The 20,446-nt window shown below is 36.6% G+C and carries 17 protein-coding genes and 2 pseudogenes; 15 read left to right on the top strand and 4 right to left on the bottom strand.

The genetic code is table 11. The features are described from left to right. The first annotated feature begins 135 nt into the window (after positions 1 to 135). Complete coding sequence (locus AAHI02_RS07085; protein ID WP_346986102.1) at positions 136 to 591, top strand: hypothetical protein; 456 nt, start codon at positions 136 to 138, stop codon at positions 589 to 591. 127 nt (positions 592 to 718) lie between these two features. On the opposite strand, the gene tyrS is transcribed toward AAHI02_RS07085, so the two are convergent. Continuing rightward, positions 719 to 2,014, bottom strand: a complete 1,296-nt coding sequence (gene tyrS, locus AAHI02_RS07080) for a tyrosine--tRNA ligase (protein ID WP_346986101.1) — start codon at positions 2,012 to 2,014, stop codon at positions 719 to 721. Positions 2,015 to 2,321: 307 nt separating this feature from the next. Between tyrS and AAHI02_RS07075 the strand changes: the two genes are divergently transcribed. After that, on the top strand, positions 2,322 to 2,882 hold the full coding sequence (locus tag AAHI02_RS07075) for an RNA polymerase sigma factor (protein ID WP_346986100.1): 561 nt from the start codon (positions 2,322 to 2,324) through the stop codon (positions 2,880 to 2,882). Positions 2,883 to 2,896: 14 nt separating this feature from the next. On the opposite strand, the gene AAHI02_RS07070 is transcribed toward AAHI02_RS07075, so the two are convergent. After that, on the bottom strand, positions 2,897 to 3,529 hold the full coding sequence (locus tag AAHI02_RS07070) for a hypothetical protein (protein WP_346986099.1): 633 nt from the start codon (positions 3,527 to 3,529) through the stop codon (positions 2,897 to 2,899). Positions 3,530 to 3,637: 108 nt separating this feature from the next. Between AAHI02_RS07070 and lipA the strand changes: the two genes are divergently transcribed. Together lipA and AAHI02_RS07060 are read left to right on the top strand one after the other, a co-directional pair. Next, positions 3,638 to 4,504 (top strand): lipoyl synthase, encoded by an 867-nt coding sequence (gene lipA, locus AAHI02_RS07065; RefSeq protein WP_346986098.1) that lies wholly within the window; start codon positions 3,638 to 3,640, stop codon positions 4,502 to 4,504. Between the two features lie 531 nt (positions 4,505 to 5,035). Further along, positions 5,036 to 5,968: an MFS transporter gene (locus AAHI02_RS07060; protein ID WP_346986097.1), complete on the top strand. Its 933-nt coding sequence runs from the start codon at positions 5,036 to 5,038 to the stop codon at positions 5,966 to 5,968. A gap of 56 nt (positions 5,969 to 6,024) precedes the next feature. Here AAHI02_RS07060 and AAHI02_RS07055 read toward each other — a convergent pair whose 3' ends face one another. After that, on the bottom strand, positions 6,025 to 6,405 hold the full coding sequence (locus tag AAHI02_RS07055) for an STAS/SEC14 domain-containing protein (protein WP_346986096.1): 381 nt from the start codon (positions 6,403 to 6,405) through the stop codon (positions 6,025 to 6,027). 192 nt (positions 6,406 to 6,597) lie between these two features. Here AAHI02_RS07055 and AAHI02_RS07050 point away from each other — a divergent pair, with 192 nt between their 5' ends. Together AAHI02_RS07050 and AAHI02_RS07045 are read left to right on the top strand one after the other, a co-directional pair. Continuing rightward, entirely contained in the window at positions 6,598 to 7,137 is a 540-nt protein-coding gene (locus AAHI02_RS07050; RefSeq protein ID WP_346986095.1) for a lipocalin family protein, read from the top strand. 309 nt (positions 7,138 to 7,446) lie between these two features. Beyond that, positions 7,447 to 8,406, top strand: coding sequence for an IS110 family transposase (locus tag AAHI02_RS07045; protein WP_346983523.1), 960 nt, complete (start codon positions 7,447 to 7,449; stop codon positions 8,404 to 8,406). A 111-nt stretch (positions 8,407 to 8,517) separates the two neighbouring features. On the opposite strand, the gene AAHI02_RS07040 is transcribed toward AAHI02_RS07045, so the two are convergent. After that, positions 8,518 to 9,018 carry a hypothetical protein gene (locus AAHI02_RS07040; protein WP_346986094.1) on the bottom strand — a complete coding sequence of 167 codons (501 nt, stop codon included), beginning with the start codon at positions 9,016 to 9,018 and terminating at the stop codon, positions 8,518 to 8,520. Positions 9,019 to 9,108: 90 nt separating this feature from the next. Between AAHI02_RS07040 and AAHI02_RS07035 the strand changes: the two are divergent. The 9 genes and pseudogenes from AAHI02_RS07035 to AAHI02_RS06995 all read left to right on the top strand — a co-directional run bounded on the left by AAHI02_RS07035 (position 9,109) and on the right by AAHI02_RS06995 (position 20,371). Further along, positions 9,109 to 10,372 (top strand): annotated as a pseudogene (locus AAHI02_RS07035) (CinA family nicotinamide mononucleotide deamidase-related protein). A 76-nt stretch (positions 10,373 to 10,448) separates the two neighbouring features. Beyond that, on the top strand, positions 10,449 to 12,476 hold the full coding sequence (locus AAHI02_RS07030; RefSeq protein WP_346986093.1) for a M13 family metallopeptidase: 2,028 nt from the start codon (positions 10,449 to 10,451) through the stop codon (positions 12,474 to 12,476). Between the two features lie 407 nt (positions 12,477 to 12,883). Then, complete coding sequence (locus AAHI02_RS07025; RefSeq protein ID WP_346986092.1) at positions 12,884 to 14,980, top strand: M13 family metallopeptidase; 2,097 nt, start codon at positions 12,884 to 12,886, stop codon at positions 14,978 to 14,980. Positions 14,981 to 15,133: 153 nt separating this feature from the next. After that, complete coding sequence (locus AAHI02_RS07020) at positions 15,134 to 15,682, top strand: type VI secretion system contractile sheath small subunit (RefSeq protein ID WP_346986091.1); 549 nt, start codon at positions 15,134 to 15,136, stop codon at positions 15,680 to 15,682. Positions 15,683 to 15,702: 20 nt separating this feature from the next. Beyond that, the gene (locus AAHI02_RS07015) at positions 15,703 to 17,064 is read left to right on the top strand and encodes a DUF5458 family protein (RefSeq protein WP_346986090.1); all 1,362 of its coding nucleotides are present in this window, start codon (positions 15,703 to 15,705) and stop codon (positions 17,062 to 17,064) included. Positions 17,065 to 17,135: 71 nt separating this feature from the next. Next, a complete protein-coding gene (locus AAHI02_RS07010) occupies positions 17,136 to 17,582 on the top strand; it encodes a hypothetical protein (RefSeq protein ID WP_346986089.1) in 447 nt (148 codons plus the stop codon). 32 nt (positions 17,583 to 17,614) lie between these two features. After that, complete coding sequence (gene mutY / locus AAHI02_RS07005; RefSeq protein ID WP_346986088.1) at positions 17,615 to 18,658, top strand: A/G-specific adenine glycosylase; 1,044 nt, start codon at positions 17,615 to 17,617, stop codon at positions 18,656 to 18,658. Between the two features lie 203 nt (positions 18,659 to 18,861). Then, the gene (gldD, locus tag AAHI02_RS07000; RefSeq protein WP_346986087.1) at positions 18,862 to 19,419 is read left to right on the top strand and encodes a gliding motility lipoprotein GldD; all 558 of its coding nucleotides are present in this window, start codon (positions 18,862 to 18,864) and stop codon (positions 19,417 to 19,419) included. 27 nt (positions 19,420 to 19,446) lie between these two features. Beyond that, positions 19,447 to 20,371, top strand: a pseudogene (locus tag AAHI02_RS06995) (PfkB family carbohydrate kinase). The last annotated feature ends 75 nt before the right edge of the window (positions 20,372 to 20,446 follow it).

Here is a 20,446-nt window from a genome sequence, read left to right as displayed (position 1 = left end):
CAGGCAATAAAATGTAGTTTTGAATATTTATTAATTTGACAGTATTTACAAATCTTCGTTGGAAATTTTTCATAAAAGGTATTTTTATATTGATAAAAAACCTATATTTGAAACATTAAAAATCTATTTGGAAAAATGAAGCAATTCTACAAATCAAAAAGTTTACTTAGGCTTTCCTTTTTATTCGCCGTATTATTATCGGTAATTTCTGTAGTAAATTCGTGTAAGGACGATGATGATGATGACGAATTCACGGATCACATTGTTCAGCTTGAAGCAAGAATAAATGTGAAAGGCCCGACTCCTGCGCCGACTACACCTCCTACAGTTAATTTTAAAGCTGTTGTTACTCAGATAGGAACCAGTCCCCAAACGACTTTCAATCCAACAGGATTAGTTTGGACTTCAGGAGACCAGTTTGTCAATTCAAGTCAGTCTCAATTAAATATTGCTGCCAATGCGGTTCTTCCTTATGCAGATTCAGAATTGATCGTTAATATTTACGTTGACGGAGAACTGGTAAAAACAAATAAAGTAGTAGGATCCGGCGAGCAAAATACGGCCACTTTCTACAGTTTCTTAGGTTTATAAGGATAATTAATTAAATATATAATAAAAAAAGACCGCTTTAGCGGTCTTTTTTTATTGAAATAAGAGCTAAAAGATCGGCGCGGAATTGAAAATTCCGCGCCGATACTGTTTTTTATTAACGATAAAATTAAATAACTTTTACAATAAAATAATTTTTCTTTCCTTTTTGAAGTAACAGGAATTTACCGTCGATTAAATCACTTTCATTGGCCATAAAAGTATCGTTTACCTTTTGCTTATTCACAGAAATTGCATTGCCTTTGATTTCTCTTGAAGCTTCACTTTTAGATTTTAAAAAACCTGATTTTTCCGAAAGAAGATCAATAATATTTATTCCCAAAGCATCAGCTTTTGCGATCTCTTTCTGTGGAACTCCGTCAAAAAGTTCAAGGAAAATTTCTTCATCCAGACTCATCATATCTTCAGCAGTCGAACGTCCAAAAAGAATTTCAGAAGCTTTCAGGGCTTTTTCATATTCTTCTTTTCCATGAACCCAAACCGTTACTTCTTCTGCCAGTTTTTTCTGAAGTTTTCTTTCGTTTGGAGCGGTTTTATGTTCTTCAATTAAAGCATCAATTTCTTCTTTTCCTAAGAAAGTATAGAATCTAATAAACCTTTCTGCGTCATCATCCGTAGCATTCAGCCAGAATTGGTAGAATTTGTAAGGCGAAGTTTTCTTTTTATCCAGCCAGTAGTTTTCCCCGCTTTCTGATTTTCCGAATTTAGAGCCATCAGCTTTAGTAATTAAAGGAACAGTTAATGCAAATGCTTCTCCCTGAGCTTTTCTGCGGATTAATTCTGTACCTGTGGTGATATTTCCCCATTGATCAGAACCTCCCATCTGAAGCTTTACATTATTGTTTTGATATAAATGCAGGAAATCATATCCCTGGATAAGCTGGTAGGTAAATTCCGTAAAGCTCATTCCATCTGCTCCGGATTCTCCTGAAAATCTCTTTTTCACAGAATCTTTAGCCATCATATAGTTCACGGTAATATTTTTTCCTACGTTTTTTGCAAAATCAAGGAAAGAAATATTTTTCATCCAGTCGTAGTTGTTCACCAATTCTGCCTTATTAGGCTCGCTTCCTGAAAAATCAAGAAATCTTGACAATTGATTTTTTAAACAGTCAACATAATGAAGTAGCGTTTGTTCATCAAGAAGATTTCTCTCTGAAGATTTTCCTGAAGGATCACCGATCATTCCTGTTGCCCCGCCTACCAATGCGATAGGTTTATGACCATGCTGCTGAAAATGAGCAAGAATTTTTATCTGAATAAGACTTCCGATATGTAAAGAATCTGCGGTAGGATCAAAACCGATATAGGCAGTTGTCATTTCCTTATCCAGTTGTTCATCCGTTCCGGGCATCATGTCTGCAAAAAGACCGCGCCATTTCAATTCTTCAATAAAAGAGTTCATTATTTTTAACTTTAAAATTTAGTGTGCAAAGATAATCATTTCAGGGAAATAAGGACTAAAGGAACATCTGTCATTTATAACTCATGTAAACTGCAATTTCTTTTTTTAGGAGCTTTTTCCTGCTCTCCGCACTCGCTATTTTTTGATTTCGGCGCGGCAGCGAAGCTGCCGCGCCGAAATCAAAAAATGAGCTCAGACAAAATGCTTCGATCAAGGCTAAACTTCAGTCAGTAATACAACTTTACAGAAAAATTCATTTAATGTCATGCTTTGTATTTTCAGCTGAAAACGATTATATTTGTTATTAATGAACGACGAACAATTATTCCAGCTTATTGCTAAGGCAAAGGAAAAAGACCAGAAAGCTCAAACCAGGCTCATCAACGTTTTTTGGGTTGATGTTTTTTCTTTTGTGATGAAAAAAGTTCATGATGAAAATGATGCAGACGAAATCACGGTGAATGTTTTTTCTAAAGTTTTATCAAAGCTGGATATGTATGATCCTCATTTTCAGTTCAAAACCTGGGTGCTTACCATTGCCCAAAATACCATTATTGATTTCTGGAGAAGAAAAAGCCGCGAAAACCAGGATCCTACCGAAAATCTGGAAGAAGTAAAAAACCAATACGCAAAATCACCGGAAGAACTCATGATTTCCGATGAAGAACAGAAAAAGATCATTAAAACCATTGAGTCTTTGGATGTCAATTACCAGGATATCATCAGACTGCGATTCTTTGAAGAAAAAAGCATTAAAGAAATTGCTGAGGAACTAGGAATTTCTGTTGCCAATACAAAAGTTAGAGTGATGAGAGCCAAGAAAGTGTTGGCAGAATTGTTGAAAAACAATGAATTTAATGATAATTAACTGATTTTTAAGTTTTACAGATAAATCGTTTCCTTCGTTTTTGGCAAAATAATTTTTCTTCGGTCCTTTAGATTTCTGTTTTGAAGATTGATTTTTAATCCTTTCTTTACAAAGATTTCCTTTTTGGATTTTCCGTATTCCTTGGTATTTTCAACTTCTTTTACAAAGGTTAATTGGCCTGTAGACAGATTAAAATCAACATCTGTCGAGTACTCTTCAGGCTTTCCGCTACTGGATGAATAACCTATTAATTCAAAATGACCATTCTGAAGTCTGTATTTATCCGTATATCCCCATTTCCAACTGCTTCCGCCAGCCTGAGTAATCATTAATATCCCATTTTTAATCTCCGTTATCTGGTATGGATCGCCCATCATTCCGCCGTCTCCGCTGCTGAGTATTGCATTTCTTGATTTTTCAAGAATGGCCCATTTCCCATTAACCTTTTTTAATATCTGTATTTCTCGGATATTTCCAAAATCGGTGCTGTCTTTTGTATTGTAAATAATGACTTTTTCCGGAATCTTGTCTCCATCAAGATCGCCATCCACGGTTTCAATGATGGTTGAATCTTCAGGCTGAAGTTCTTTTTGCGCAAAAGAAAATATGCTGAATAAGAATAATGAGAAGCAGAACAGATTTTTCATAAATAAAATTTGGATTCTTAAAATTACAAAATTATATGTTTCATCAATCTCTGTCTTTGATTGTTTCGATAAAAAAATCACTAACTTTGACCCTCAATTTGAGAGTACATGGAGGATTTAATTCAAAATACAACTGTTCAGAAACCAAAATGGATCCGTGTAAAACTTCCTACCGGTAAGAATTACAGAGAACTGCGAACTTTGGTTGATAAATATAAATTAAATACAATCTGTCAGAGCGGGAGTTGCCCGAATATGGGAGAATGTTGGGGAGAAGGGACAGCAACTTTCATGATTTTAGGAAATATCTGTACCAGAAGCTGTGGATTTTGTGGTGTAAAAACCGGAAAACCGCTTGATGTAAACTGGGATGAACCTGAAAAAGTGGCCCGTTCAATAAAATTAATGAAAATCAAACATGCTGTTTTAACCTCGGTTGACCGTGATGATTTAAAAGATATGGGTTCAATTCTTTGGGCTGAAACCGTAAATGCAGTAAGAAGAATCTCCCCGGGAACAACAATGGAAACATTAATTCCGGATTTCCAGGGAATTACAAAACATATCGACAGATTAGTTGATGTAGCCCCGGAAGTGATTTCCCACAATATGGAAACGGTAAAACGCCTTACGAGAGAAGTAAGAATCCAGGCAAAATATGAAAGAAGTCTTGAAGTTTTAAGATATCTGAAAGAAGCCGGGCAAAGAAGAACGAAAACCGGTGTAATGCTCGGTCTTGGTGAAACAAAAGATGAAGTTTTTCAGACTATTGAAGACATCAGAAATGCAAATGTGGACATTATTACTTTAGGACAATATCTGCAGCCTACAAAGAAGCATCTTCCTGTAAAGAAATTTATCACCCCTGAGGAATTTGATGAATTCGGAGATTTTGCAAGAAGTCTGGGATTCAGGCATGTGGAGAGTTCGCCCTTGGTGAGAAGTTCTTATCACGCAGAAAAACATATTCACTAAAATATAAATCGCTTCATTTAAGAAGCGATTTTTTTAACACATAAAAGTTGAAATTATGGCATACCAGTTAATGGCTGCTTGATTATTAATTGGATTAAGTGTTTATCTAAAGATTCACTTTTATCTGAAAATTAACTTTATGTTCTTTCTTGATTTATATTGGGTTTAAATTTAATGCAAAAGGTTAATATAGTGGAGATTTAAATCATTTTGGTTAAAGTATAAATGATTATCTCTGCCGAATTTTGCACCTCTAAGAAAAGATAATGAAAATAGATAAAAAAATATTACCTCTGGCGATCGGCGGACTTGGAATAGGCACAACAGAGTTTACTATAATGGGGCTGCTTCCTGATATGGCAAAAACATTACAGATAAGCATTCCCGAAGCGGGACACCTGATTTCTGCCTATGCTTTTGGTGTTGTGGTCGGTGCGCCTTTACTGATCGGATATTCGGTAAAGTTTCCTCCAAAAAAAAGTATTAATGGCTTTGATGATCATTTTTACTTTATTCAATGCACTGTCTGCAATGGCACCCGACTATACAACGATGATGATCATCCGTTTTCTTTCCGGTCTTCCGCATGGAGCATTTTTCGGAGTAGGAACAGTGGTTGCTGCCAGAATGGCGACAAAAGGCAAAGAAGCTTTTAATATTTCATTGATGTTTACCGGACTTACAGTTGCCAATCTTGCGATGGTTCCCTTAGCAACCTATATTGGTCACACTTTTCATTGGAGATGGTATTTTGTTATTGTTTCTGTGATAGGATTACTGGCTTTGCTATTTCTAAAACTCTGGCTTCCCGCTATGGAAGCCAATAAAGACACTCATTTTATGGAAGAGCTTAAGTTTCTTAATAAAAGACAGGCATGGATGGTATTAATGATTACTGCGATTGGCTTTGGCGGCTTATTTACCTGGTTTAGTTATATTACGCCGCTTATGACTATTGTTTCAGGAATAAAAGAAAGCTATATGGCCTATGTAATGATTCTTGCCGGAGCCGGAATGGTGGTCGGCAATCTTGTCGGTGGCTATTTATCGGACAGGCTGAGCCCTGAAAAAACATGTTCTTTGCTGTTGTTGTTGATGTTGATTTCATTGGCCGGAGTCTTTTTTCTTTCGGAGTATCGTAATGTTTCGCTTGCTCTTACCTTTGTCTGTGGAGCATTATCAATGTCCGTTGCCGCGCCGATTAATATTATGATGATGAAAGCTGCTCCGAAAAGCGAAATGATGGCTGCTGCTTTTATGCAGGCGGCATTCAATATTGCCAATGCGATGGGAGCATTTCTTGGAGGAATTCCTTTAGAAAAAGGTTATAGTTACAACTATCCTTCACTTGTTGGAGTATTCATGACGATTATAGGTTTGGTAATCAGTATAAGATATAAATATCTCTACGCCTCAAAAACAAATAGTGAAACTTTACCTGAATGTGTTTCCTGCGAAAAATAAAACAAAAAGTACCATCTCTAAAGACGGTACTTTTTTTACTTTTTATAATAGCGTGTTTATGCTTCTACTTCATTTCCGTTTTTGCACCAGTAAAGCGCATTGTAAAGATTTCCTTTGGGGAAAGACTTAAATTCTCCCGGCATCATTACACTGAAAATATCAGTAAAGTTTTGCACACCCTCTTTGTCTGTAACAATCGCAGTTCTGTTCCACTTTGTTAAGTTTTTTAATCCTAAAAGTGCATCCTGCAGCCAGGCTCCCATGGTAAAATTATCCAGATCAGTATCGAGATACAATAAATAGTTGAGTTCATTGAACTGATCTACTTTTTGCTTTACCCTCGGAATCACCAGGTTTTCAAAATCTTCTTTCGTTACTTCTCCTGTTGCATTAAAAGCCGCAACATTTTCCGGAGCTTCTGGAATAATCGTTATCATATTGTAATATTTTATTGTGGTTTAGATTGTAGGTTGATAACAAAAAGTAAACCATTATTAATATTGAGTTAACAAAAGATTTAATCTCTGAAACATGTGGTATGTTGTCCGTCTAAATTCAGTACAGGATTATTAATATGAGTTTAAGGCATTATTTTTGAAGTTTTAGGATACCACATAAATTTTTCTATTATGAAAACTCTTCAGAAAATTGCCATTCCCGTTTCGTTGGGAATTATAGGATTGCTTATCTTAAACTCATGTTCCGTAGGAATTCCCAAAGGGGCAACAGCGGTTAAAAACTTTAATGCCGATAAATATCTGGGAAAATGGTACGAAATTGCCAGATTCGATTATAAATTTGAAAAAGATATGGACAACGTTACCGCAACATATTCTAAAAATCCGGACGGAACCATCAAAGTTGATAATAAAGGGTACAACTATGTAAAAAAAGAATGGAAAGAATCAATCGGTGAGGCCAGATTTGTGAATGAAGAAACAGAAGCCCGGTTAAAAGTTTCATTTTTTAAACCGATTTGGGCTGGTTATAATGTTGTCGATATCGATGATGACTATCAATATGCCCTGGTGATGGGAAACAGCTTAAAATATCTCTGGATCCTTTCCCGAACCAAAGAAATCCCTGAAAGTATCAGACAAAGATTCTTAGAGAAAGCCAAAAAAGTTGGATATAATACAGATGAACTCATCTGGGTAAGACATAATTAATTACCATTATTCATAAAGTTTGTCATCCTATGTTTGCAAAATATTAGATTTAACAAACAAAAAGGAAAAGAGAGTAAAGAATAAGGTTATCAATTGTCATCCTATGTTTGCAAAATATTAGATTTAACAAACAAGAAGGAAAAGAGAGTAAAGAATAAGGTTATCAATTGTCATTAGTCTCACAGACCGTTCGGAATGTTAATCCCTTTACTCTTTTACTACCAAACCTGAACAGATCATTAGGCAACAAGCCTGTATTTAGGATAGATAGGTAATAGTAGTATTCTCTTTTCCTGTAAAATTATAGGTATGGGTAAAATTATAGGAATTGACATTAGTAAGCAAGTTTTTGATGTAAGCTTTTTGGAAGGGAATCTTTGGAAGCATAAGGTCTTAAGCAATAAATTATTAGGTTTTGAAAAACTGATAACTTTCATTGAAAAAGAAGATATAGTAGTGATGGAAGCTTCAGGTACTTATTATCTTCCTTTAGCAGAATATCTTTATTCACAGGGGATTAATGTAGTGGTAGAAAATCCTCTTTCCATCAAACGTTATGCTCAATCAAGACTCAAACGAGCCAAAACGGATAAAGCAGATTCGAAGGTTATTGCTGAATATGGGAAAAAGAATTTGGATGAGTTGAGTTTGTGGAATCCTGAGAGTAAAACGTGCATCAGAATTCGTCAAATGCATACAAGAATCCAAATGATTCAGAAACAAACCAGTCAGACTTATAATCAGTTGGAAGCTTTCAGAAGCAGTGGTTTTCTGGATGAAAAGTTAGAAATAGAAATGAACAATTCCATAGAACAACTTCGACTAGGAAAAGAAATATTGGAATCGGAGATAGAAAGGCTGGCCTTGGAAGAATTTGAACAAACCATTGAATGTCTTACCAGTATTCCCGGAATCGGAATAAAAACAGCTATTATGCTCATTGTGATTACAGATAATTTTAAAAAGTTCGAACATCATAAGCAACTCATTGCTTTTGTAGGATTCAGTCCTCGGATTTATGAAAGCGGAAGCCGTGTGAGAGGACGCTCAAGTATTTGTAAGATGGGTAAATCTCAGATCAGAAAGCTATTGTATCTATGCAGCTGGTCAGCCAAACGCTGGAATAAAAAATGTAAAGAAATGTATGAAAGACTTATCAAAAACGGAAAAGCAGAAAGAGTGGCAAAGATAGCTCTTGCCAATAAACTCTTAAAACAAGCATTTGCTATCGGAAAGAATAAAGAAAAATATAGAGAAGATTTTTGTTAAATAATTTGCTTTTTAACACAGATCATTCTGAATGAAGCAAAGCGAAATGAAGAATCTCTTATATAATTTGCATGAGATTCTTCCTTCGTCAGAATGACAAACCCAATGAATTTAATTTAAACCCTTATACTCCTTCCATTCCTCAAAACGATAATCGATGATCTGTTTCATCAGGTCATAATTTTCGTATGTATCTTCAATATGATAGAATGTTTCGTATTCGTAATCATTTTCTTCTGCCTTAGTATCAAAAAGATTCACGTAATCATCGGCAAATGAACTGAATTTGTTGCCAAAATCCGTTTCATCTTTATAGTAATCTTCAGCAAAAGCATTCCCCATAGAATTAAGATCATATGATGAGAACTTCCCATCCATTGAATCTATTACAAATTCTGCACCGGTGATATCTCTACGTTTTAAGCGTTCGATTTCCTCTTGTGAATCTTCAAGCAGTTCCTGTGATACCAAACCTTTATCAATACACCAGTTGAGAAACATTCCGGTGTGGGTGGCTCCGTTTTTTTCAGGCAGACCTTCCGGAAAATCTCCACCGTAGTGCCATGAAGCATCATCATATTTAGACATATCTTTAATTATAGTTGTAAACAATTTTAGCCAAAAATAGAAAAAATCAATTTATATTGCCGGTCATGGAGAATTTTCCGTCATTTGTGAAGAATTTTTTTCAATGTTTAATATATGAAAAATGCTGTTCTGATTACTATTGGTGACGAAATCCTTTCGGGAAATACCGTAGACACCAATTCCAACTTTATCGCGAACGAACTAAAAAATATAGGCGTAAGAGTTTCGCAGATAATTACCATCTCAGATGAAATTGAAATCATTAAAAATACCATTAAATCTGCCTTTGAAATTGGTGATTTAATCATCACAACCGGAGGCTTGGGACCTACAAGAGATGATAAAACCAAAAAAAGCCATCGCTGAATTTTTCAATGACGAAATTACCCTCGATGATGCAACCTTCAATCACCTCAAAGCGTATATGGAGCGACGCGGGCGTATAGAAATCCTGGAAAGGAACCGCGAGCAGGCTTTTGTTCCTACAAAATCAAAAGTTTTTCAGAATCATTACGGAACGGCGCCCTGCATGATGATGGAGCAGGACGGAAAACTGCTGTTCAGCCTTCCGGGAGTTCCCTATGAAGTAAAACCACTCATCAGGGATCAGATTATCCCTTATCTTCAACAAAAGTTCAGCCTGAATTATATTTCTTCAAGAATCGTTTCCGTAGTGGGAATTCCCGAAAGTATTCTGGCTGACACTATCGAAGACTGGGAGCTGGCTTTGCCACAGAATCTGTCACTGTCGTATCTTCCTGTCGGAACCCGCGTTAAACTGCGTCTCACCGCAACCGGCGAAAATGAAACGCTTTTACAGCAACAGCTTGAAGAGGAAATTCAGAAAGTAATGCCTTTAATTAAAGATAACGTTATTGCCACTTCAGAAGATAAAATTGAGAAAATACTGGCTGAGATCTTATCGGAGCGAAAACTGACAGTTTCAACGGCAGAAAGCTGTACGGGCGGTGAGCTCGCGAAAATGATAACCTCAAATTCAGGAAGCTCTGCTTATTTTCTTGGAGGAATTGTTGCGTACGCAACAGAAAAGAAAATTGAAATTTTAAAGGTAAAAAAAGAAACGGTAGAAGAATTTACGGTTGTTAGTGAACAGGTCGCTGCCGAAATGGTGGAAGGTTGCCAGAAATTATTCAACACTGATATTGCATTGTCTACAACGGGTGTTGCCGGTCCGGGAAAAGGGGAAGATGGTAAAGAGGTGGGAACTGTTTTTTATACCATTAAAGTTAACGAAAAAGTGGTAACCTCAAAACTCTATATGCCGCATCTGGATCGTCTGGATTTTATGTATTTTGTATCGCAGAAAGTAATTCAGGATCTGGTCGGGATTTTAATCTCTGAGAAAAAAATTAAATAAAATATTTTAAAAACAGAAAAATTTTAAAGTAACAAAAGTTAAATAAAACATACATATTGTATAAATTGTAATTATAATGAAAAAATTAACGCTTTCTCTGCTTTTGGCAGCAGGGATTTGTTCACAGAACGTGAACGCGCAAACTTCAGACAAAGGATTGGATCTTAGTCTGATGGATAAAACCGTTCGTCCTCAGGATGATTTCTATAACTACGTGAGCGGAACATGGATGAAAACGGCTAAAATTCCTTCTGATAAACCGACTTGGGGAAGTTTCAACAAGCTGGCGGAAGATACGGATAACCATTCCATGACCATTCTGAATTCTTTACTTAAAGATAAATTTGCTGATGGTACGGAAGGTAAAAAAATCCAGGATCTATACGCTACCTACATGAATATGCAGAAGAGAAATGCAGACGGAATAAAACCTATTCAGGCAAATATCAATAAGATCGACGCGATCAAAAATCTTACGGATCTACAGAATTACCTTACTTCCGTTACAAAAGACGGAGAAAACGTTTTCTATGGCTGGGGCGTAGATGCAGATCTTAAAGATTCTAAAATGAATGCGGTGTATTTAGGAAATGCAACGTTAGGTTTAGGAAGAGATTATTACCAGAAAGTAAACGATAAAAATACAGAAGCTATCGCAGAATACACAAAGTATGTAGCTTCTATGCTGAAAGAATTAGGATACAAAAATGCCGATGCAGCAGCAAAAGGTATTGTAGATTACGAAAAAAGCATTGCTCAGACCTATCTTACCAACGAGCAAAGCCGTGACAATACGCTTCAGTACAATCCTAAAACAATGCCTGAGCTTTCTGCTTTGGTGAAGAATATAGATCTTCCGGGATACCTTAAGAAAGTAGGAGTAACAACTGACAAAGCGATTATCGGGGAATTGGGATACTACAAAAACTTGGATAAATTTATCAGCACTCAGAATCTTCCTGTGATCAAGGATTATCTTAAATTCCACATGATCAACGGAAGCGCTTCTTACCTAAGCGAGAAATTGGGTGATATGAGATTTGCTTTTTATGGTAAATATTTAAGAGGGCAACAGGAACAGAGAGCTTTAAACAAGAGAGGATACGAATTAATCAACGGAACGTTGGGCGAAGCTTTCGGAAAATTATATGTTGAAAAATACTTCCCTGCAGAAGCCAAAGCACAGATGGTGGAGCTGATTGATTATTTAAAGAAAAGCTTTGCCGTACACATCAATAACCTGGCTTGGATGTCTTCTACAACAAAGGAAAAAGCAATGCAGAAATTAAATAAATTCACTGTAAAAGTTGCATATCCTGATAAATGGAAAGATTATTCTAAATTAACGATCGTTCCTGAATCTAAAGGAGGAAATCTGTATTCAAACCTTCAGAATATTACAGAATGGCAGTATAATAAAGATTTAGCTAAAATCGGAAAACCAGTGGATAAATCAGAATGGGGAATGACACCACAAACGGTAAATGCCTATTACAACCCGGTAAACAACGAGATTGTATTCCCTGCCGCTATTCTTCAGCCGCCTTTCTTTAATCCTAAAGCTGATGCCGCAGTTAATTTCGGTGGAATCGGTGCCGTTATTGGTCACGAAATGAGCCACGGATTTGATGATTCCGGTGCACAGTTCGATGCAGACGGAAACCTTGTAGACTGGTGGACTCCGGAAGATAAAGCCAATTTTGAAAAAGCAACAAAAGCCCTTGCAGCTCAATACGACAAATACGAGCCGGTAAAGGGAACTTTCGTAAACGGAACTTTTACAAACGGAGAAAATATTGCTGACTTAGGGGGTGTAAACATCGCTTACGATGCTCTTCAGATGTATTTGAAAGATAAAGGAAACCCTGGAACTATCAGCGGATACACACAGGACCAAAGATTCTTCCTAAGCTGGGCAACCGTTTGGAGAACGATGTCTAGTGAAAAATACATGATCAACCAGGTGAAAACAGATCCACACTCTCCGGGATATTTCAGAAGTTTCGGACCTATCATTAATGTTGATGCTTTCTATAAAGCATTCGACGTGAAGCCGGGAGATAAATTGTATAAAGCTCCTGCAGACAGAATTAAAATCTGGTAATCATTACCGAAAATACCAAAACCGTTCAGCAATGAGCGGTTTTTTTGTTTCTCTTATTTTTCAGCTTACGCTGGCAACGAAATTTCTGTAACGCTATTCATCACATCAATAGGAAGGGGCTTTAGCCCGTTTACAAGAGATGAAATCTACATATGGGCTTCAGCCAAAACTTATTTCCTGTGTATCATTAAATCTCTTCGGTAGCATCCGTTAAATTTAAATATTGGTCAGTTAAGTTTAATGAAGAAGATCTTTTTATATCACATTCTTTCTACGCCTATTGAATAAATAATCGGTCTACCTTGGCTTTGCCTTGCAGGATTTTATCATTTACGGTTTATGGTTAATCACTTATCATCAAAATTTGTATATTTGATAAGTTTGTGTAAAAATCAAAAATATTTTTAATGAAAAAGTTAAATATCGGAATACTGGCCTTCACCGGGCTTGTATTTTTAAATTCATGTGGTACAGCAAAAACAGCAGATACGCAAAAACCGGAAACCGTGAAAGAAGTTGTTGCAGAGCCGGCAAAAGAGGAAATGAAAGAAGAAGGGATCAATTTATCTTATATGGATAAATCTGTACGTCCGCAGGATGATTTTTTTAGCTATGTAAACGGAAATTGGGTGAAAACCACTCAGATTCCATCAGATAAAGCGAGCTGGGGATCTTTCAATGCACTGAGAGAAAATGTAGATGATGCTTCTTTGGATATTTTAAATAAAATTTTATCCGAATCTTATCCTGCAGGTTCCGAAGGACAGAAAATCCAGAATCTGTATGCCTCATTTATGGATACAGGTAAAAGAAATGCAGAAGGCCTGGCACCTATTAAAGGTGATTTGGCTAAAATTGATGCCATCAAAAACCTTAATGATCTTCAAAAGTATCTGCTTGAAGCGACTAAATTGGGCGACAATTCTTTCTACGGATGGAGAGTAGGCGCAGATATGAAGAATTCTAAAATGAATGCTGTATATCTTGGCGGTCCGGATCTTGGTTTGGGAAGAGATTATTACCAGAAAGTAAACGAAGCCAATACCAAAACCTTAGCAGAATACCAATCTTATATAGGAAAGCTCTTTGGCGTTTTAGGATATAAAAATACTGAAGCTTCAGCAAAAAATGTAGTGGATTTTGAAAAGCAGCTGGCTAATTATTTATTAACGCTTGAACAAAACAGAGATGCCAATTTAAGATACAATCCGAAAAATGTCTCTGAATTGCCGGCTTTGGTGAAAAATGTGAATCTTCAAAAATATCTTAAGGATGCAGGGGTAAATACAGACAGGGTAATCATCGGAGAACTGAAGTATTATCAGAATATGGACTCTTTCCTTACCCAGAAAAATCTTCCGTTGCTAAAGGATTATCTTAAATATCATTTAATTAATGGTAATGCAAGTAATCTGGACGAAAATCTTGAACAGATCAGATTTGATTTCTATTCTAAATATCTGCAGGGACAAAAAGAGCAGCGTCCGATGAACAAGAGAGGGCTTTCCCTTGTGAACGGAGTTCTTGGTGAAGCTTTCGGTAAACTGTATGTAGAAAAATATTTCACTCCCGAAGCCAAAGCACAGATGGAAACGTATATTGATTATATCTTAAAATCATTTAAACAGCACATCAATGATATGGACTGGATGTCTCCTGCCACGAAGGTGAAAGCTCAGGAAAAATTATCCAAATTCACGGTAAAAATCGCTTATCCGGATAAATGGAAAGACTATACTCAATTAAAAGTAGAATCTCCGAAAGCCGGTGCTACATTATATTCCAATCTTCAGAATGTTTCCGCATGGCAGTACCAGAGAAGCCTTGATAAAATAGGAAAACCAGTCGACAAAACAGAATGGGGAATGACTCCGCAGACAGTAAATGCTTATTACAACGGATCAAACAATGAAATCGTTTTCCCTGCAGCAATTCTTCAGCCTCCGTTCTATAATCCTAAGGCAGATGCAGCGGTAAACTTTGGCGGAATTGGCGCGGTAATCGGTCATGAGATCTCCCACGGGTTCGACGACAGCGGTTCAAGATTCGATGGTGACGGAAACCTGAATAACTGGTGGACAGATGAAGACCGTAAGAACTTCGATGCTAAAGTAGGTGAGCTTGCGGCGCAGTACAGCGCTTATGAGCCTGTGAAAGGAAGTTTCGTTAACGGTAAATTTACCAGTGGTGAAAACATCGGAGATTTAGGTGGAGTAGCGGTTGCTTATGATGCACTTCAGATGTATCTTAAAGATCACGGAAATCCGGGGTTAATAAGCGGTTTCACGCAGGATCAGAGATTCTTTATGAGCTGGGCAACGGTTTGGAGAACAAAATCTACGGATCAGTATATGACCAACCAGGTGAAAACAGATCCACATTCTCCTGGAGTATTCAGGGCATTCGGTCCGTTAGTGAACCAGGATGCATTTATTAAAGCATTTGATATCAAACCTGGCGACAAAATGTACAAAGCTCCTGAAGACAGAATAAAAATTTGGTAAACAAGCCAAAAATTGTTAGAAACGAAAAACGCATCAGAATGGTGCGTTTTTTTATTTAATTTTTCCTAGTTTAGTAATCGTAAAATGTTGATTTTTGATTAATATTTGTCATTTAAATTAAATATTTCAAGAAAAATCTTAACAAAATTTTGTATGTTACAGTTTTTTTTTAAATTTAAACATTGGATTGGTCAGTTATTTGATGCTGATAAATACAATTCACACCAAGATAGAAAATCTCAAAATAACAATAATATGGCAATGTTTAATTATGGCGTTGGCGGAAACGAAGTGAAAGTAGACGCTAATGAAGCTATTCAGAGCATACAGGAAAATAAGTCGCTGATCGTGAGCCAGCTTACTACAGACGAGTCTTATGTTCCTGAAATTGTAACCGGTCTAAAGACTGTGGATGACGTCTTCAAACATTTCCAGCCTTCTGTGAGTGTTCAACACCAAACGGAAGATGGCAGTGTAGTAGAAGAGGAATTCCGTTTTCAGAATCTTGCGGACTTCACTCCAAAAAATCTTACCCAGAAATCAGCGTATCTTCAGCAGCTCAGCATGGAGCAGGAACAGTACAATAAAATCGTACGTCAGCTGAAAACCAATAAAATTCTGCGCAATATGCTGGAAAACGATCAGACGAGAGCTGCGTTTATCGAAGTATTAAAGGAAGTGGCCCAAGAACTTGAAAAATAATTTAAAGACTTACATTAATCATGGATAGTAAATTACAGGCAGCTGAAAACCAACAACAGGGACAACAGCAACACGCAGGGCAACCGAAGGGCAACCCGCTTGCCGAACTCAATAAAATAGGCGGTTTCGGTTTTGTAGAATCCGTTGTAGACGGTATCGCAAACATGAACCCTACAAGAAAAGCCAGGAAAGAGATATTCCTTAATGATGGTAATAAAGAAGAAGAGAGAAAAGAGCTTCTTCAAAAAATAAATCTTTGGATGAACCTCCTGGAAGGTAATGATTCGGCAGATAAAATGGCTGAAACATGCAAATCTAAAGCTCAGGCAGCAGACCAGAGTTTAAAATCAAATCTTAAGAATACATTAGATGCGGTACGTCAGCTGGAAACTAACTACAGAACTGTAGCTCAGTTTTATAAGAATACAGAACTTGATAAAGTAGACAACGTAAGTATCGTTAATGCAAGCCTGGATCAGGTTTCGGATCTTGATAATCCATTATTTATTGACGCGATTGCAGAAGAATTTAAAAACTATTACGACCGCCTTGATCTTAGGGATAACTATTCGATTTTAGCAATTCCGGGGTATCTTGGATCAAATAAAGTCATCGAAAAATGGGCGAAGATCTGTAACGAAAACAAAGTAATGATGGTTACCGACTTTGCCAATCTTGATAAGCCGGATGATGTTGTCGATCTGTTTCACTCTGCAAATCTTACAGGTGGTGAACTGCACAGAAGTAATGTTATTATGACGTGTAACTGGTTGGTTGGCCGTGGAAGAGCTGAAGAAGTGGGAGAGGAAGAGAATGTAGAGCTTCCGCCATCAACTTCACTGGCTGGAAAAATCCATAAAACACTGATGTCTCAGGTGGCAGCAGGTAAAAAGCATGGTAATATTAATGAAGTTGACGCTGTAAAATTCGAATTAAAGAAAAGCGAAATTTCACAACTGGAAAAAATGGGACTTGTTCCGATGGTGAATGAATACGGTAAGATCATGGCATTTTCAGCAAAAACATTGTTTACGGGTGATAATATCGGTCTGCAGACGTACTCTGTTGTCCGTGTATTTGATTATGTAACAAAAGTTTTATTGGATTTCCTAAACAGAAGGGCTTTCGAAAACTGGAATGCAAAGAATGAAGATGATCTTAGAAGACAGATTGTTCAGTTTCTGGACAATATCAAAGGTCCGGATAAACTGATCGAGAAATTTAAAATTGTTCGATTTGAACAGGACAGAGTCAACAAAGACAGAGTATGGCTTGACATCCGTCTGACACCGTACTTCCCGACGAAGAGTTTCGTGATTAAACTTGACGGTCACAAAGGAGACGATGGAAATGAGTGGGATGCAGAATACGCACAGGAATAAAATATATCATTAATAAAAGCCGATGCATTTTTACATCGGTTTTTTTCTATCAAATCACTAAATATTTTAATATGAAAGGCAGATTATTATACTTTTTGCCATTACTTATTTTTGTTTCCGGCTGCGAGGAAAAAAAACTCCAGCAGGAACAAAAAATCGATCTTTTTGCAGACGAACGACAGGAAGGTAAAGCATATATTATGAACGAACAGGAATGTTTTGATGCCAGTGATCTTGTTGTTTCCACTTCGGATATTAAGCTGGCAGACAGCTCAACCGGCCGCGGACGTGCAGTTTTTATCTATAAAATAAAAACCGGTGAAGTCCTAAAAACAACCAGAGATTCTATTGTTAATTTTCCTTTGCAGATTTTGTCAAATCAAAGACTGAAACTGAAATCTCCCATGTACGCTTATCTCAAAAAACTTGAAGGCTACCGATTTATTGCAAAAGACAAACATCTGAAATATCAATGGCTTAAGGCTGCTCCTGTCTATCCGGTGAAACAGGAAAATTAAATTATCTTTGCAGCATTAATGAAGAAGAACTTTTGGAAAAAATAAAAAATTCAGATTTCAGACCTATCGGCGATAAACTTTTGGCCTGGTATAAAACCAACGCCAGAGATCTTCCGTTCCGGCAGACAAAAGATCCGTATAAAATATGGATTTGTGAGATTGTTTTTCAGCAGACAAGAATCAATCAAGGTCTGAATCACTACAATAATTTTATTGCAAGATTTCCGGATGTTAAAACACTGGCGGAAGCTGAGGAAAATGAAGTTTTACTCTATTGGAAAGGATTGGGATATTATTCAAGGGCCATAAATGTTCATAAAGCGGCGCAGCAGATCATGAACAATTATCATGGAGTTTTTCCTCATGAATATGAAGAGATTCTGAAGCTGAAAGGTGTCGGAAAATATACAGCCGCAGCAGTTTTCAGTATTTGTTTTGACGGTAAAATTCCTGCGGTGGACGGAAATTTCTACCGTGTTCTCAGCCGTATTTTTGCAGATGATTTTGATATTTCCAATTCACGGGCTTTCAGTTATTTTTCTGAGCTAGCACATTTAATATTACCGGATAATGTTGGAGATTTTAATCAGGCGATGATGGATCTGGGATCAGAGATCTGTAAACCGAAAAATCCGCTATGCAGAGAATGCCCATTAAATAAGGATTGTCTGGCTTTTTCAATGAATAGGGTTTCCGAATTTCCGGTTAAAACAAAAAAAGTAAAGGCAGCAGATTTAGATTTAAAATATTATTTCGTTCACCGAAACGGACAGTTTTTAATTCAGCAGAGAAAAGATGATTTCATCTGGAAAAAGTTGTTTGAATTTCCGCCTGAAATTTCCGATGAGCTTATTCCTTTTATTAAAAGTGTGAAAATGATCAGCCATAAATTAACCCATAAGAATTTGAGCATAGAAATTTTTAACGTTGAGGTAGATTCTGAAGAAGTTTGGGCAAAATTTATTAAAGAAAATCAATACATTACAACAGATGTTGAAGGTTCACATGAAATGTCTTTCCCAAAACCTTTGGAAAATTATATTGAAAGTTATAATTCAGCATACAGAATCTTGTAAAATAAAAGAAATATTTATCATATTTCTTTGCTGAGTGAAACGCCTTTGCGAACTTAGAATATGCATAACAATTGCAACAAAATCTTTGCGAGCTATGCGTTAAAAACAAATTTCCCAAACAAAATTTAATTCCAATTTCAAAACTCATTGAAATCCTGAAATTTGTCTTCCTAAATCTAAAATCTAATTTGTACTTTTGCAAAATGTTTAAAAACGCCTTTTTTATTTTTGCGGCCTTACTTTTGGTATCTTGCGGGAAAGATCCTGTCCCGAAGCCGTATGGTGAGCTTCGCCTGGAATATCCTGCACCGAAGTATCGGAAGTTTGAAAACAATTGTGCCTACACATTTGAATATTCTGATTTTGCAAAAATAACAGATGCCAAAAGACCTTGCTGGTATTATCTGAACTACCCGAAAATGAAAGCGAAAGTCTTTGTGACGTACTATCCGATTAAAAACGATTTCGCGGCACACATCCAGGAAGCTGAAAAAATGGTTTACGAACATACAATCAAAGCAAGCTCAATCGATACCAAGTCATTTGAATATCCTGACAGGAAAGTCTATGGAAATTTTTATGAACTTAAAGGGCAAAGTGCTTCCAACCTTCAATTCTACATTACAGACAGCACGAGACATTTTGTAACGGCTTATTTATATTTTAACACAAGACCAAAGCCTGATTCTTTGGCTCCTGCAGTAGATTATATCAAAAAAGATATGAAACATCTGCTGGACACATTTGAATGGAAAAATTAATTTACTTTAATATACTTTGAAAATAATATGAAACTTTTAGTTGTAGGAAGTGTTGCATTCGATGCAATCGAAACACCATTTGGGAAAACAGATAAAATTTTGGGAGGTGCAGCAACATATATCGGGATCACTTCATCTATTTTGGGTGTAAAATCCGGGATTGTTTCTGTAGTGGGAGGCGATTTTCCTCAGGAGCATCTGGATATGTTTACCGATAGAGGCATAAATATCGAAGGGATCGAGATCGTAAAAGAAGGCAAAACCTTTTTCTGGTCTGGTAAATATCACAATGACCTTAATACAAGAGATACACTGGCAACAGAAGTGAACGTCCTGGAAAACTTCGATCCGAAAATTCCTGATTCTATGCAGGATGCAGAGATTCTATTATTAGGAAATCTTCACCCGGGCGTACAGCTTTCAGTTCTTGAAAAAATGCATAACCGTCCGAAATTAGTTATTCTTGATACTATGAATTTCTGGATGGATAGTGCCTGGGATATTTTAATGGATATGATTGCTAAAACAGACGTTATCACCATTAATGATGAAGAAGCAAGACAGCTTTCCGGAGAATATTCTTTGGTAAAAGCAGCCAAAAAAGATTCACGAAATGGGCCCTGAATATGTTATTATCAAAAAAGGAGAACACGGGGCTTTGCTTTTCCATGACAGTAAAGTATTTGCGATTCCTGCATTGCCATTGGAAGATGTATTTGATCCTACAGGAGCGGGAGATACTTTCGCCGGTGGTTTTGCGGCTTATCTGGCTAAAAAAGGTAAGATTGATTTTGAAACCATGAAGTCTGCATTGATCGTAGGTTCTGCAATGGCCTCTTTCACTGTTGAAAAATTCGGAACAGAAAGAATTCAGGAAGTAAATGAAGCTGATATGTTCGGAAGATTAAAACAATTTAAAGAATTAACGACTTTTGATGTCGAACTACAGTAAATACGTCTTTTTTAAGAAATATTTATAATAAAAAATTTAGAGTAATTCGTTAAGAATTCTAAATTTGCAACTTGT

Source organism: Chryseobacterium sp. POE27, assembly GCF_039727685.1.
In the GTDB taxonomy this organism is placed as follows: Bacteria; Bacteroidota; Bacteroidia; order Flavobacteriales; family Weeksellaceae; genus Chryseobacterium.
Note: the sequence above shows the minus strand (reverse complement) of the source record. Positions and strands in the feature narration are given on the sequence as shown.